The sequence below is a fragment of the [Flexibacter] sp. ATCC 35208 genome, assembly GCF_001975825.1.
Lineage (GTDB): Bacteria > Bacteroidota > Bacteroidia > Chitinophagales > Chitinophagaceae > Chitinophaga.
Genome location: NZ_MTKN01000104.1, coordinates 1 through 14,255, shown reverse-complemented (window position 1 = coordinate 14,255; position 14,255 = coordinate 1). Strand labels below are relative to the sequence as shown.

The following is a 14,255-nucleotide window of genomic DNA, read 5'->3' as shown; positions in this document are numbered from 1 at the left end:
AAAGTATAAACAACTTCAATCAAAAAAAGGTGTCGTTCCTCCCCAAAATGAATTGCAAATTGATCACAAAATACCTCAATCCGCAGGAGGTAGCGGAACACCGGATAATGGCGCAGCTTCATGTCGTAGTTGCAATGTTAAGAAAAGTAATAAATATTAATTAAATGGATAAACTAAAAGTCATTTTTGTTCAAAATGCTGATAATGGCAATCTAGAATTTGAATCTTTATGGTGTGGAAGAGTTGAAGATGGGTGTATTGTAGATAATATTCCTTTCATCGCTAAAAGAATATCATTAGGGGATAAAATAAAAGTGGAATACGATGAAGAAGAAAAGGCGTATTATTTTGATGATTTTATAGAAGTTTCTGGAAACTCAACCATTCGGATTTTCTTTAAGACCCCAGAAATGATTGAGGTTGTTGGAAGGGAATTAGAGAAATTAGGATGTATTTGGGAAGGTTTTACCCAAAAAGCAATGATGGCAGTTAGTATTCCCAAAGCCGTAAATTATTCTCCCGTAAAGAATTATTTAGACAAAGGCGAAGAAAATGGGGATTGGACCTATGAAGAATCTTGTTTATGTCATGAAGATTAGGCGAGACTGTAAAATTTTATGTGTTATTGGGTCTATTGTAGCGCCTTGTCTTGACAGGCTCCAAAACCGTTGAAGGCGCTGCTACCGAGCCATTTCCCCATCCCCATCCCGGCAGGGTTTCAAACATTAGGCAGGTGGGGGGGATCGATCCTTCCGCAGATAAAATGAGAAGATTTTCGCCCTATAATTTTGCTTTTGATAATCCAATAAGATTTATTGATCCTGATGGAATGGCCCCACGGATATTATTGTAAAGGGGAAGGATGACAAGATATGGACAATAAAAGCACCAGGAGAGGATTATACTGTTAACATTCCTGTAGCTCTTAAAGAAAATAAAACTATAGACATTGGATTAGATAAGTTGGCAGATGGAAGCCGGTATGCTGTAGGGTACACTTTAGAGGGGTCTGCACAAGTAGCTGTTGGTTCAGGAGCTTCTGTTGCGGGGAATCTGTCAGTAGTTAATTTTACAAATAGTACTTATGGCGGTTATAATTATACTTATGCAGGTGGTGCCTATAAAGCAAGTGCAGGTGTTCAAGAAGGAGCCTCGGCATCAGTTGGAGTTAATTTTTCCGTAGTGGTGAATACGAATGATGTAATGACCAATAAAAATTCTGCTCCTTCTACTTTTGCTGGGGCCACTTCTTCTTATGGTGTTTCCCAGGATTTAAAAGATGTTGTCGGTGGCGGGTGGAATGCTTCAATATTCACAATGGACGATTGGAAAGGAATATCCTTTGGAGTAAGTGCAGGTGTGGGCCAGAGTGCTAATGCAGGCACAGCAAATGCAGGACAATCGACATCCGTATTATTGAATAATGAAATCCCAACCAAGGATAGAAGTTGGGCAGATAGAATATTTAATGCTCAGGCATCCATTTTATCAGGAGTTGGTACTTATGTCAAGCGTAAATTATAAAAAATGAAAAAAGTGCTAATCATTATAGTTGGAATAGTCTTATTCGTGTGGGTTCTACGTTCTGACTGCCACAGGAAAAATCAGACTAACAAACTTGCTTTAGAAAACCTGGACTTGCAGTTAACAGGAATTGTTGAAAATGTTGAAAATGGGGATAATTTTCACGGATATGGTATTGTCAGGTTAAGAATAGTTAGCTCCAATATACAAACGTATGATCCACGTGGGAAGCTCCAATATTACTTTTGCGTTATCAAAGATGGTGTGGCTGAAGTATATGATCATGCCTCTACTTCAAATACCTTTGTAGGAGATACATTGGTTTACAATACGAAGGAAAAGAAAGGTGCTATTATTAAGAACGGGAAAAAAACTCAGGAAGGTTCCATCGGAGTAAGCACAGAGGATGCCTATTACAGGTATATTGAACGGAAAACTATATTCAAATAAAATAGTATATAGTGAGTTGTTTTTAATAATTGTTTCATTATTACCCTTTCGGGTTGACAATGGCGGGGATATCTTCTAAGGCGGCTGGAACTCTAAATAATAATTACAAGTTTAAAGGCAAGGAATTACAATCCAAAGAGTTCAGCGATAGAAGTGGCTTAGAGTGGACAGACTTCGGAGCAAGGATGTACGACAATCAAACAGGACGTTGGGAGGGGGCCCCATTAGCAGGAAAGGACATTGATATATCGCCATATGCTTTTGTGAAAAACAATCCTATCAATAATATTGAAATAGACGGAAGATATTTTGATGAGAAGAAAGCTCATAAGATGGAAGGGGAAATTGATAAACAGGTTGCTAAGCTTGAAAAGCAAATAGCCAAAATGGATAGGAAGGGGCAAGATGTTGGCGATAGAAGAGAACGAGTTGCAGAATTAAGAAGTTCTAAAACCGATATAGCAAACATGCGTAGCGATGAAAACACCGAGTATAAATATGGAAGTGTAGGTAGTAAAGATTTTATGGCATTAGGTTTGGTTGGACCAACAACCACTTCAACAGGGACAAATGCCAAAGTTGATGGAGTGGTAACAATGTTTATAGAGAGTAATATGGGAAGCCAACTTCATGAAACCCGACATGGAGGACAAAATGCAAGAAATGAATTTAATATAGCCACAGCAGCCAATTATGGTGTTGCCGATGAAATAAGTGCATACAGGGCACAATATGCATGGAGCGGCGGCTTAGAATACAGAGACCAGCCAGCAGCAGATGTTATGATGCAAAGAGTACGAGCAGGTCAAGACCCCACAAAAGGCATCATCAATAACATTAATCAAATAACAGGTGCGGTTGTAAACTCAATGGTTGACCCAGGGTTTATCCCTATTTATCCCCCAAGAAATGTAGCAGGTGTTTTGATTATCCCATTAAACGTTTGGAACAGAAACTAAAGCTTATGAAAAAGGTTGCGTATATATTATTGTTTTTTATGGCTGTATTTTACAGTTGTAACACAAGTAAATTAGCAAAAGAATACAAGTTGTACCAATGGGAAAAAAACATAAACTATCCTAAAGAAAAACTAAGTATTGAGCTTGCAAATGACACAACAGGTTTGTTTGTGAATAATTATGAAAGCACGAAGGTTTTTAATCAGGACTTTGTTTTTTCAAAAATAAAGGATGACTATTTGATAATTAGAAATGTTAGCCAATCAAACCCACATCTTATATCATTAAAGCAGGGCGATACAATTGTCCTTACAAAAGGACGGCTATTGTTATTTTACAATGGCGATAAGAAATATCTTTTATCATTTAAGAAAAAGTGATAAAATGTTAAGCAACAAAGCCACTCAATTGACTGGCTTTGCTATTTTATGAAGCATACGCTTTTTTATTTTAAAAATCTCTTATGAGAGCATCGAGGGTAATAAAGATGTGTTCCTGTTCATTATCCGAAAGCTTTTGTTCTTCCAGTACGCGTGTCGCCACTCTCACCCCAGGAACAAAGACTACCAATCCAAATGCATATGTAGCCAGGATGAATGCAGAAAGTGGTAAAAAAATAGGTCCATCCATTTTATTACGGGTCATGGCGGGGAAAACAGGATTTGTTTATATTTATACAAGTAATGAAAGTGGGGAGAATGTGTATTTTGATAATTTGGTGGTAGTCCATAACAGAGGGCCGTTATTGGAGGAGACGCATTATTATCCGTTTGGTTTGACAGGACCTGTTTTGATACCAGGAACACGGCAGAATGCCAATACGATTACAGCTAATGGTTTAAATCTTGTTAATCCAATCTATTAATCTATGAAAAACATTTTACTGATTGCAATGCTTATAGTTTGCACATCTATTGCCAGCAAAGGACAAAATAAAACTGAAGAAACCAATCCTTTTAGTATAGTGAACTTGCCAAAATTCTATAAAGAGAAAGGGATAATCTTTAATGAAGATTATGCAGTAAGAATTGACATTAAAAATCCGAAGAACCGATTCTCACCTACTGTAACCGATATTGAAAGAGCAGAAGAAATTTTTCGCAATCGTTATAACCATTTACAGGGCACAAGTATTGACGTTAAAAGTTCTTTCTGCCATTGGGTGCGTCAATATATTGGAGTAGTTGATAGCAATGGCAAAAGGAATATTATTGTTCAATTAGTAAATAACAAAAAGCCTGGTAAAATCAATAGGCTTTTGGGTAAAGGATGGGAAAACAACTTTGTAGTAATGTTGTCAGACGATTTTTATAAAGTGAGTTCTCGATTTAGAATTATTATTGATACTGGTGAAATCAGTTCCGGTTTATAAACAAGAGCCGCAGTGATGCGGCTTTTGTTTATAATGAGCATAAGCTTTTTTTGCTTTGTGGTCTCGAAGAAAAGCATCCATCAGGGCTAAGAGATGTGCTTTATCATCCTGCGGCAGCTGTTGTATATCGGATATATGCTTTACAATATTTTTATCGAGGAGCTGGTCGGTATTGCCAGCCAGGTAATTCAATGATACATACAGGGCATTGGCAATTTTTACCGCCACTTCAATAGAGGGTAACACTTCATTACGTTCATATCTTCCAATGATCTACCGTGACACGCCCACTGCTTTACCCAAGTTGATCTGGCTCATGTTTTTTTGCTTGCGGAGGGTGGAGAATAAAGAGTTTAGTGACGGTTCAGGGCTGGAACTATATGATTATGGGGCTAGAATGTATAATCAGCAAATCGGAAGGTGGTTTGTAATTGATCCCCCGATCTGAAAAAATGCCTTATGTTTATGGCTTCAATAATCCAATGAGGTTTATCGATCCTGATGGCATGAATCCTGATGATATAATAATTGGTGGCGATCAAAAAATTAGAATGATTGCATTTTACGATCTTCAAAAGTTGACATCTGAAAAACTGGTATTATTAAATACCGGGGTTGTTACTGCTGCTAATAAAGTCGAAAAAGGAGACGAAATAGAGTTTACGGGAGATGTCGATATGGATAGGAATGGTAATGCTGTGGAGAAAAAAGCTGATACAGCTTTAGTAGCCGATTTAATGAAACATGATGAACAAAATAACACGGATGTGACCATTCTGCCAACTACTGGAGAAGACAAAACTGTCAATACATATGGTACTAATTCAACAGTTTACTATAACTATACAATCAGTAATGGGAAAGACGCCCCTAGCTTTCCAATAATCAATGTAGATGGAACATCAGGAGCAAGACTATTCATTTTCTTGGGTCATGAATTGGTCCACTCTCAGCAATTTAAACACCAAACTTATGACAATAGCATAATTCAAGGCTATAAAGATGTAGATTCAGGTCTATTAAATGCAATGACTAAATCCGAATATGAAGCGAGACAAAAAGAAAATGAAATCAGAGGAGAGCAAAATATTAAATTAAGAAAAATGGCACCATTGCCATAAAAACATAATAAAACAATGATTCAATCGCTTTTTTTATTAAGTCTTTTACTTTGCCCTTTGGAATATAATTTATCTAATCCTATAAAAGGATTAGATAAATTATATTTAGATTGGAAAAAAGTCACAATACAAGCCTTGGAAAAACGGGCAAACAATACCACAGATTCTCTAAAAAGAAATACTTTTCTTAATAGAATTAATGCAGTTAATGTTGTAACTCAAAAAGAAGAGTCAATGAAAATCGATACATTGGCAATAAGATATCTATTATTAAAAGACCATTTTACAAATATTATATCTTCAAAAGGAGATGTATTTATTATTGAAATAAAAACAATGACTTCAGCAATAAGTTTTACTGATTTAATAATTCACAGAAATGACAATCATATAGCTATTGTTGATGCATTTAGATTTAATGGTAAAAAATGGATAGCAATTCAACACTTCAGTTGTGATGAATATTTCCTTCAGGAAAATTTGAGCACCTATTATCTTGAAAATGAAAAAGGTATAAACTTTAATGAAACTATAATCACAAAATTTTCAAAAGGGAAACTAAAAATGTCCGAATATTTTATAACAAAATCATTGTCTTCTAAGTGCGGATTACAAAATATATTTGATAAGGTTGATCAATATTATTACAAATAAAAGAAATTAAAAAAAGAAGCTGCAAATAGGAGAAACAACAAAGAATACAATGTTGCTTCACAGGTATTTAAACCTGGCAAAGACCGTTCAGATTTACTTCGTGCTACTGGAAAAGATAATTATGATATTGATTTGACAACAAAATCAGGACTCGAATATATAAAGGGGGCGGTACTGAAAGCAGATGCATGGGCAAGGGGAGATGGTGAATTTAATAGAGACGGACAGCCGCCTGCAGGACTCAAGGCTTTCGCAAATTTAAATCCGCTAATTGCTGTACCTAATGCCCAAATGGTGTTGGTTTTAAATAAGGATGTTTACGGGATTAAAGTGACAAGTAAGTTTGATAAAACAATGGCGGTAGTTGGTGCAATATCCTCATTTTCCGGATTTGGCCTCATTGGAGAGGCAGCTGCTGTCAAATTGGGGACTGCAGCTGCGAAAGTGGGAGCGGCTACTGACATAGGCGCTACGGTGGTAGGAGCTTCAAATGACTTAGGGCTTTTGGATGGAATTAAAAATCCACAACCGAAAACAGAAGAAAACTAATATCGTTTGTTTAATAAGAAAAAACAAAGAAATGAAACTTCAAACAGTAGTTGATCTACCATTACTTACGGCTAGAAAGATATTCATGCTTCGACTACTAACATGGATTCTGTTTATAACTTTCCCCCTGATATTTCTGAGCTTGATATTTTGGTCGGGTAAAATAACATTAGGCTTCCTTGTTTTGTTTGCTGCATCTGCTATTCCTATGCAAATTATGAGATCATATGAAACTGTAGGGACAATCAGGCTTACAAAGGATGAGATTATTATTGATAATACACAGGAACAAACTTCATTCTCAGTTTTAGAAGCAGATAAACTTGAGTTTACCGTTTTAGGAATTCATGGTGAATTTAATCGAGGCAGATCTTTTATTTTGAATCAAGGCGCCAATAATTTTCTGAAATTCAGATATATGGGTGAGAAAAAGCAGTTTAGATTTTTGATGAAAGAAGAATCTGTAAACGAACTTAAAAGATTGTTGGAATTATGGAGCGAAAATAATATACCATATAGTTTATACAACAAGTCTTTGCAAAGTTTTCCTAAATTCCAAAAATAAGTATTTGCTGGCGTGATCTATCGGGTAAAATTATAATCATAACAAACTAATCCGCAGGCAAATACCTGCGGATTTGCTGTTTATCGGGAGTAAGCTTTTTTAGTATTGTTGTAAGTGATAGCCATATCGATAAAGTAATAGATTTTTTCTTTCTCGTCCTCGGGTAATGCTTCAATATCTTCTATTCGTTTAAGGAGCTTTTTATCCAATACCATTTTAGCTGTTCCACCAATTAGTACTACCACAAGCAGTATGCTAGCCGCACTCATACAGGCATTCAGTTCTTCCACTATCTCTGATGGTACACATGCGGCTGCGGGTACAAAATCTGCTATTTCATCAGCATATACATCCAGTGAGTACGAAGAGTTGATCAGCAAGGATGCTGATGAGAACCTTGCCACTAAACCCAGTGCGTATCTCACCTATGTGCTTTTTGACGACCGGTTCAACATGGTAGATGATAATAGTGGTGTGAAACAGGTACAGGGAAATCCTGATGAATTACAAACATTGACGGTAGAGAAGTTCATTATTGAAAAAACAGGATTTGTTTATATTTATACAAGCAATGAAAGTGGGGAGAATGTCTACTTCGACAATCTTGTTATTGCACACAATAAAGGACCTTTATTGGAGGAGACGCATTATTATCCGGGCGGGCACACGATGGCAGGAATTTCTGACAAAGCGTTGAAGGGGAACTATGATGAAAACAAAGTTAGGTTTAACGGGAAGGAGCTCCAAAATAAAGAGTTCAGCGATAGAACCGGCCTGGAAGAATACGATTTGGGAAATAGGTTTTATGATCAATGGGTGGAATAACTGATCCGGATCGCCCTGACAATTATCTCAATACCAAGTGAAGAGTTAATTGTAAGACCTAAGGAATCTATGATTAGAAAAGAAAATGGGGTAACTCCCAGAGCAGAGCCGTACATCAATAGAACGCCTAAACCTTTAGATATGAAAAAAATGCCTAAACTGCAATCTTTATGAGATGGATATTCGCCTTATTAATTAGCACCACGCTGTATGGACAATCATCCTCCTTAGATGAGATAAACATTAAATGGAACAAAAGAACGTTGTCTGATATGGCGGCCCAATTAAAATCTGAAATTAATGATCCTAAATTATATTATCGGGATTCTATAAATTATTCAACCTATTTGGAAATGTTATCAGTCGATAGCATTGATGAAATTTCAGATCGTTTCACATTTTTGAAACATGTATCATTATTCTATTCTGATTTTTTTAATGATTATTATGTTATTGAATTAACGAAATTAGGAGAATTGCTACGAACATTTAAGTTTATCGTAGAAGTAAATGCGAATAATACAGTGAATGTTTATGGATTTTGGAGGGTTGCTGGTGATTGGGAATCTGTAGGTATAAGTAAAGGAATAAAATTAGAAATAAGGGGGTTAAATGAAATACTTGTTGATACTAAGGGCCTTAATATGGAAGATATTATTGTTACTCAATTTAAGGGGGATAATGTGCTCTTATCAAAGTATTTTGGTGTTTTTGCATTACCAGGTGGTAACTTTATCCCTAAGGTTCTATCCATGTATCTTTCGTCTTACGAGAGATATAATAATTGATAAGTTTAATGTGCAAAAGGGTTGAAGTGATGCCTGGAAGAAAAATATGCATATTAATAACGATTTAACTTATAATGGATGCAAATGATTAATAGAATCACTCAAATATTCCTGCTTTTTAAATATTAAGCAAGTGATACCCTGCAGCTGCGGGTCAAAGCACTTTATAAAAGCACGGCAGCCAGCACCGCCAGTACGACCACAAGCAGTATGCTAGCCACACTTGTACAGGCATTCAGTTCTTCCACTATCTCTGATGGTACGCATGCGGCTGCAGGTACAAATTCCGCTATTTCGTTAGCATATACATCCAGTGAGTACTAAGAGTTGATCAGCAAGGATGCTGATGAGAACCTTGCCACTAAACCAAGGGCGTATCTCACCTATGTACTTTTTGACGACCTGTTCAACATGGTAGATGATAATAGTGGTGTGAAACAGGTACAGGGAAATCCTGATGAATTACAAACATTGACGGTAGAGAAGTTCGTTATTAAAAAAACAGGATTTGTTTATATTTATACAAGCAATGAAAGTAGGGGAAATGTCTACTTCGACAATCTTGTTATATCTCACAATAGTGGACCACTGTTAGAAGAAACTCACTATTACCCATTTGGATTGACGATGGCTGGGATTATTAGTAATGCGCTGAAAGGAGCCGGATACTAAAAAAATTTGCTACAATATAACGGCAAGGAAATTCAGCAGAAGGAGTTTTTGGATGAGAAGGGACTTCATTGGTATGATTACGGTGGAAGGATGTATGAAGTGCAGATATCCAGACGGCAATGGGTAGACTTGTTATGTGAGAAATCAAGAAGGTATTCGCCATATAATTATGCAAATCTTAACCCAATTCGATTCATCATTGACCCCGATGGAAATTATACAACTATTATCGCGCGAATTTGACGCTGCCACCCGGAAATTCTATTTTTAGATAAATTAGTTTGAATTATACATTTTTTGATCATAACGTCTTCAAAACAAATGGAAAAATTTTATATAGGTGAAATGATTAGTCCCGAAGTCGGCCCGAATCTAAGTGTTATATCAATTTTTAATGAAAAAATTTGTTCCTTTCTTAAGGAAAGAGATTATGGTAGTGGTGTATTAAATTTAGTTATTGGGTTTATATGTATGAACCCTAAAAGCTTAAAGATCTTGAAATTAAGAAAACCTAGTTATGTCCTGGGCCCCAAAATAATTAAAACTAAAGGACTTCCTGAGTCAATAATTGAAAGGAATGTTGAGTACGAATTCATTGCTGATTTCCAAAGTATATTAAATGCACAAGGAGGAGAATTAATCAAACGAATTAAAACCGAACTTATTAATTCCATTGTAGCAATTGATGTTTTGGAAATTCCTGATTTTGATAAAGAGAAATTTAAGAAGGACTTTATTGAGTGTATAAGTCAGATACAAATATGAGTTCTAATATTATATTGAATAAGGAGAAGGAAGTGTTTCTTCTCCTTATTTTAATTTTAGCTAAATCCCTGCTCCTGATTATATAGTGAATAGGACCTTCGTTAGTATTTCGAATGATGCCAGGGGATATTATTACAATAGTTTCTAAAGCTTTTTATAAATCACTTATTTGTATGAAAGATTTTTCAATTAGCTTATATATAAGCCCAGAAGTGAAATTTAAACTTGGAATTATCAATCAATTTAATGAACTAATTCTTTCTTTTCTTAAACCAAGACATTACGGGATTGGCGTCGAATATTTATTTATTGGTTTAAACTGCATGAATCCAAGAAGCCTGAAAATTTTAAAACTTAGAAAGCCTAAATATATTGGCCCCCCTAAAATTATTAAAATGCCAGGACTTGAAGACAGGGTGCTTGAGAAAGCCATCGAATATGAATTCATAGCGGATTATGCAGAGATTATGAATGGAGATGATGATAAAGTAATTGGGATAATTAAATCAAATTTGATTAATTCTATTACCGCAATTGACGTTTTAAAGATACCTGATTTTGATAAAGAGAAATTTAAAAAAGATTTTATTGAATGTGTGATTCAGATATGAATGTAGTTTCAAATATTATATTAAATAATGAAAGGAAGAACCAATTCCTTCTCATTATTTTAAAATATAGCAAATACAATATTTATTTATGAAGGTTATGTTGTTATTATCAGCGGCGTTATCCAGTGCTCAGAAAAAAACGGACTTACGGCATAACGAAAAGCGTAAACTTATTTTATTTTCATCTGATCTGAAAAAGCAAGCCCAGGATAAAATGATGATAGAAAAATTTAGCCCTGAATCAATTTCAGCTCAATGGTGTAAGGATTAGAATTTTAGGGATAAGTCATGAAAAAAATTACAAATGGATATGGCATTGGAACCTTAATTGCTAATGAACTGATTCCCCAAACAGCTCTATTAGTTTCCACTTTTGCTACTCCCTTTTTATAAATTCCCTTTTAGATATAAATCTTCTTTTTCACTCTCATAGTAAAACTGCAGGTACTTACCTATAGTTTTACTTTTATCCAGGTGAAGAAAAATAATATTTATTGTTCTTCATGCATATTCCGGAGTAAAGTGGCTCTTCGTCAATTTTGGTGGAAAGTTCTGCATTTTTATAAGGCTATTGAATGGTTAACATTTTTTTCAATAAATTAAAACTTGCCTTTCCATACAATTGTCTTTTGACTGTTTTCAATTTATTTATCTGCCCCTCAACCTGCCCATTACTCCATTCCAACAACATTGCGTTCTTAACGGCATCAAAATCTGAAAGAAGGCTATTCGCAAAGGATATCATTTCTTTCACTCCAGATTTTAATGCCTTATTTACCCAATTATTTAATCTTTCTCCCTTTCTCTTGATGATCATTCTTCTAAATTGGCGTGATAGAAGACATGATCTCTCAATATCAGAAACTGATTTACACAGTGCATTTACCACTTTGTTTTCAATTTCATTTAACAGTGATGCTGGTTTAGATAATAACAAAGATGCTTTATTAGGAGACCATAACTGCCTGGGCAACTCTTCTTGATCAGCATTAGGTTTTATCCGTACACAATTTTTAATAAAATTGTAAACAGCCGTCTTGCCTCCATTATACCCTGAATTTTTTAGCTCAATTATTATCTTACTAGAGGTTATTCGTGGGTTTGCGATAATACTTTTTTTGATAAGATCAGCATATTTTGTAAATGAAAATTGATTAGGAGATAATCTTATTGGAGGCTCCTGAAGCCTTAGAAAGTTAGTCACTTTCTCTCTACTTATTTTCATTAATGATGCTATGCTCCTGATTGATTCACCATTTGCATGTCGGGATTTAATCTCATCCATTTGACATTGTCGATTATAATAACTGGGTGTAATCTGCCTTGGCAGATCTGCTGGTGCCAGTACTGTAATATTCCCGTCTAATTTCTCCTCGTCTTTTTGCTTAATGATTCCCTTATATGTTTTATAATGCCGCACCAGAAGCTTTTTCAATGATTCACTAAGGTTTTGTAATAGGTGAAATCTGTCTGCAACCTGGATTGCTTCAGGGCTACCGTTTCTTACACCATTTGCGTAATTCGAAAACCGGTCTCTACTAACTATTTTTACTCCAGGATTATCCTGCAGCCATTTTTGAATGGTGGCAGCTTCTCTATCCGGTAATAGTTCTATGATTTTATGTTTTTCCATATCTACAAGCACAGTTCCATACCTGTGCCGCTTCTTATAGGCCCAATCATCGATTCCTAATACTTGAGGTGTTTCTGGTTTTATAATAGGAGCTTTATGTATATTTCTAAGGATAGTAGAAGCACTAACACTGACATTATGTAGTTTACACAGCCTTGCTCCCGCATTTCCCCCAGTCAATAATCCTGTTTTTAGAAGTATTGCTGCAAGCCGTTCACTCATACGGGAATAAGGCTTGAATTGCTCGTTAAAACGTTGCGAAAATATTTTCTTTTCACAATTATTGTTCTTACAATAAAATTTCCTTGTCAAGAGATTTATGCATACCTGTTTGCCAAATGATGGTAAGTCTTTTATCTTTCTATAGTAATAACTGTGTATACTACCACTTTTCCTTTGGCAATTAGGACATTTAGCAGTTTTCAATCGGCTCTCTACATTAAGGTATACTATATTTTGTACTTGTATAATTGATTTGATATTAAAAGCTTCACTCCTTTCAAATATGAGATTTTTTGAATTCATTGGGGCTGATCACACATTCAACTCAAGTTACACCATTGAAAATTTCCACCAAAATTGACGAAGAGCCGGTTTAAAGCAGAATGCTGGTAAACTTTGCTCGGAATAAGCAGTATGGGCAAAAGATTGTGTGATCTTCCAATTGCGGAATGAGGACAATAAGATCGTATCGTTTTATGGTCGTAGTATCAGTAATGACAAGGATCAGCGGCACTTTTACCTGATGGGCAGAAGTGGTCTTTATCCGGTTTATCTGCAAGGATCTGCAACGCGGCTCATATTGACTGAAAGTATGATAGATACGGCAAGTCTGTTACAGCAATCTGAGATCAGCATGGAGTATAGTGTATTGGCATTATATGGTACGAATGGGTTGACGGAAGAACACCAGCAGGCGATAATGAGCTGTAGCGGTTTAGTTGAAATCATCCTGATGCTGGATGTTGCCTGCCGCTGGGCAGGCAACGACGATTAAACATGCGCAGACACTGGCAGGACTACTGCCCCATTTATTGATGGAGGCAGAAATATGTATGGAATTAGATCTTTGGTAGCTTTAAGTAAATTACAAGCAGCGAATTTTGCATCGCAGGCTGCACATGGAGCTGCCATTGTTTCTAGTACTGTTGCTAAAGCTTCAGATAGTAACGGAGGAACTGTAGTGAAAAATGGTATTCAAAACAGTATTGTTGATAAGATCAAGAATTTTTTTTCTTTCACTAAATAAATAAAATGAATACAGTGAAACTGATTTTAACATTTATTATAATTGTTGGAATTATTGTCGGGGGCCTGTATTGGATTTCTATGAATGCAAAGGAAGAGAAATCCGATAAATTGGAACATATTAATAAGAATTATGAATATGCGAAAGGGATCATTTTGGAAAAAAAGTCTTATAAAGGTCATAGTATAGAGGTGAAATATAGGATCGGTAATAAAGAGTATAACTATGTGGGTGGGTGGGATAACAATCCTAATAATTTAGGTAAAGGAGATTCTATAAGCCTAAGGTATGCTATTGATAATCCTGAATTGATATTAACAGAATTGGATAAAGAATATTAAAGGTTTTCGCACTTGGCAGGTATTAAATAATTATTGCCAGTCGATTGGAAGAGTATTATTAATAAGTAGAAGTTGTTTAGTCTTTATTGAATTGTCTTTATACAAACACGAAACCCAGGAATAGTTGATCTTTGTTTTGCGAACCAAAAGATACTACCTGAGATGCACCAGTAAAAC

The 14,255-nt window shown here is 35.5% G+C and carries 23 protein-coding genes; 21 read left to right on the top strand and 2 right to left on the bottom strand.

Going from position 1 to position 14,255, the window contains the following annotated elements:
- The first annotated feature begins 52 nt into the window (after nucleotides 1-52).
- The 8 genes from BW716_RS39290 to BW716_RS32970 all read left to right on the top strand — a co-directional run bounded on the left by BW716_RS39290 (nucleotide 53) and on the right by BW716_RS32970 (nucleotide 4,305).
- The gene (locus tag BW716_RS39290) at nucleotides 53-160 is read left to right on the top strand and encodes an HNH endonuclease (RefSeq protein ID WP_368678212.1); all 108 of its coding nucleotides are present in this window, start codon (nucleotides 53-55) and stop codon (nucleotides 158-160) included.
- 4 nt (nucleotides 161-164) lie between these two features.
- Entirely contained in the window at nucleotides 165-599 is a 435-nt protein-coding gene (locus tag BW716_RS33010) for a DUF4265 domain-containing protein (RefSeq protein ID WP_083730326.1), read from the top strand.
- 364 nt (nucleotides 600-963) lie between these two features.
- Nucleotides 964-1,524: a hypothetical protein gene (locus BW716_RS33000; RefSeq protein ID WP_083730324.1), complete on the top strand. Its 561-nt coding sequence runs from the start codon at nucleotides 964-966 to the stop codon at nucleotides 1,522-1,524.
- Nucleotides 1,525-1,527: 3 nt separating this feature from the next.
- Entirely contained in the window at nucleotides 1,528-1,974 is a 447-nt protein-coding gene (locus BW716_RS32995) for a hypothetical protein (RefSeq protein WP_083730323.1), read from the top strand.
- A gap of 29 nt (nucleotides 1,975-2,003) precedes the next feature.
- Entirely contained in the window at nucleotides 2,004-2,933 is a 930-nt protein-coding gene (locus BW716_RS32990; RefSeq protein WP_255373915.1) for an RHS repeat domain-containing protein, read from the top strand.
- Between the two features lie 5 nt (nucleotides 2,934-2,938).
- Nucleotides 2,939-3,313, top strand: a complete 375-nt coding sequence (locus tag BW716_RS32985; RefSeq protein ID WP_143709178.1) for a hypothetical protein — start codon at nucleotides 2,939-2,941, stop codon at nucleotides 3,311-3,313.
- 83 nt (nucleotides 3,314-3,396) lie between these two features.
- Nucleotides 3,397-3,798, top strand: coding sequence for a hypothetical protein (locus BW716_RS36510; RefSeq protein ID WP_143709177.1), 402 nt, complete (start codon nucleotides 3,397-3,399; stop codon nucleotides 3,796-3,798).
- Nucleotides 3,799-3,801: 3 nt separating this feature from the next.
- The gene (locus tag BW716_RS32970; RefSeq protein ID WP_083730318.1) at nucleotides 3,802-4,305 is read left to right on the top strand and encodes a hypothetical protein; all 504 of its coding nucleotides are present in this window, start codon (nucleotides 3,802-3,804) and stop codon (nucleotides 4,303-4,305) included.
- Here the strand turns inward: BW716_RS32970 and BW716_RS32965 are convergent.
- Entirely contained in the window at nucleotides 4,300-4,551 is a 252-nt protein-coding gene (locus tag BW716_RS32965; protein ID WP_235643996.1) for a hypothetical protein, read from the bottom strand. The two genes, BW716_RS32970 and BW716_RS32965, sit on opposite strands and share 6 nt — an antisense overlap.
- A gap of 206 nt (nucleotides 4,552-4,757) precedes the next feature.
- Here BW716_RS32965 and BW716_RS32960 point away from each other — a divergent pair, with 206 nt between their 5' ends.
- From BW716_RS32960 to BW716_RS32910, 10 genes are all read left to right on the top strand, one after another.
- Entirely contained in the window at nucleotides 4,758-5,426 is a 669-nt protein-coding gene (locus tag BW716_RS32960) for a M91 family zinc metallopeptidase (RefSeq protein WP_083730317.1), read from the top strand.
- Between the two features lie 57 nt (nucleotides 5,427-5,483).
- Nucleotides 5,484-6,080 (top strand): hypothetical protein, encoded by a 597-nt coding sequence (locus tag BW716_RS32955; protein WP_143709176.1) that lies wholly within the window; start codon nucleotides 5,484-5,486, stop codon nucleotides 6,078-6,080.
- Nucleotides 6,081-6,212: 132 nt separating this feature from the next.
- Nucleotides 6,213-6,629, top strand: a complete 417-nt coding sequence (locus BW716_RS32950) for a hypothetical protein (RefSeq protein ID WP_083730315.1) — start codon at nucleotides 6,213-6,215, stop codon at nucleotides 6,627-6,629.
- Nucleotides 6,630-6,660: 31 nt separating this feature from the next.
- On the top strand, nucleotides 6,661-7,194 hold the full coding sequence (locus BW716_RS32945) for a hypothetical protein (protein ID WP_083730314.1): 534 nt from the start codon (nucleotides 6,661-6,663) through the stop codon (nucleotides 7,192-7,194).
- A 252-nt stretch (nucleotides 7,195-7,446) separates the two neighbouring features.
- Complete coding sequence (locus BW716_RS32935; RefSeq protein ID WP_083730312.1) at nucleotides 7,447-8,019, top strand: hypothetical protein; 573 nt, start codon at nucleotides 7,447-7,449, stop codon at nucleotides 8,017-8,019.
- 170 nt (nucleotides 8,020-8,189) lie between these two features.
- The gene (locus BW716_RS32930; RefSeq protein WP_083730311.1) at nucleotides 8,190-8,807 is read left to right on the top strand and encodes a hypothetical protein; all 618 of its coding nucleotides are present in this window, start codon (nucleotides 8,190-8,192) and stop codon (nucleotides 8,805-8,807) included.
- 327 nt (nucleotides 8,808-9,134) lie between these two features.
- Nucleotides 9,135-9,479 carry a hypothetical protein gene (locus tag BW716_RS32925; protein ID WP_083730310.1) on the top strand — a complete coding sequence of 115 codons (345 nt, stop codon included), beginning with the start codon at nucleotides 9,135-9,137 and terminating at the stop codon, nucleotides 9,477-9,479.
- Nucleotides 9,480-9,800: 321 nt separating this feature from the next.
- Nucleotides 9,801-10,244 carry a hypothetical protein gene (locus BW716_RS32920; protein WP_083730309.1) on the top strand — a complete coding sequence of 148 codons (444 nt, stop codon included), beginning with the start codon at nucleotides 9,801-9,803 and terminating at the stop codon, nucleotides 10,242-10,244.
- Between the two features lie 173 nt (nucleotides 10,245-10,417).
- Nucleotides 10,418-10,855, top strand: coding sequence for a hypothetical protein (locus BW716_RS32915; RefSeq protein ID WP_143709175.1), 438 nt, complete (start codon nucleotides 10,418-10,420; stop codon nucleotides 10,853-10,855).
- An 88-nt stretch (nucleotides 10,856-10,943) separates the two neighbouring features.
- Nucleotides 10,944-11,126: a hypothetical protein gene (locus BW716_RS32910; RefSeq protein ID WP_083730307.1), complete on the top strand. Its 183-nt coding sequence runs from the start codon at nucleotides 10,944-10,946 to the stop codon at nucleotides 11,124-11,126.
- Nucleotides 11,127-11,423: 297 nt separating this feature from the next.
- Here the strand turns inward: BW716_RS32910 and BW716_RS32905 are convergent, their stop codons facing one another.
- On the bottom strand, nucleotides 11,424-13,013 hold the full coding sequence (locus BW716_RS32905) for an ISL3 family transposase (protein ID WP_083730306.1): 1,590 nt from the start codon (nucleotides 13,011-13,013) through the stop codon (nucleotides 11,424-11,426).
- 127 nt (nucleotides 13,014-13,140) lie between these two features.
- Between BW716_RS32905 and BW716_RS32900 the strand changes: the two genes are divergently transcribed.
- Genes BW716_RS32900 through BW716_RS32890 form a run of 3 tightly spaced genes read left to right on the top strand, consistent with a single transcriptional unit; the run spans nucleotide 13,141 to nucleotide 14,078 of the window.
- Nucleotides 13,141-13,485, top strand: a complete 345-nt coding sequence (locus BW716_RS32900) for a hypothetical protein (RefSeq protein ID WP_083730305.1) — start codon at nucleotides 13,141-13,143, stop codon at nucleotides 13,483-13,485.
- 54 nt (nucleotides 13,486-13,539) lie between these two features.
- A complete protein-coding gene (locus BW716_RS32895) occupies nucleotides 13,540-13,737 on the top strand; it encodes a hypothetical protein (protein ID WP_083730304.1) in 198 nt (65 codons plus the stop codon).
- Nucleotides 13,738-13,742: 5 nt separating this feature from the next.
- A complete protein-coding gene (locus BW716_RS32890) occupies nucleotides 13,743-14,078 on the top strand; it encodes a hypothetical protein (RefSeq protein ID WP_083730303.1) in 336 nt (111 codons plus the stop codon).
- The last annotated feature ends 177 nt before the right edge of the window (nucleotides 14,079-14,255 follow it).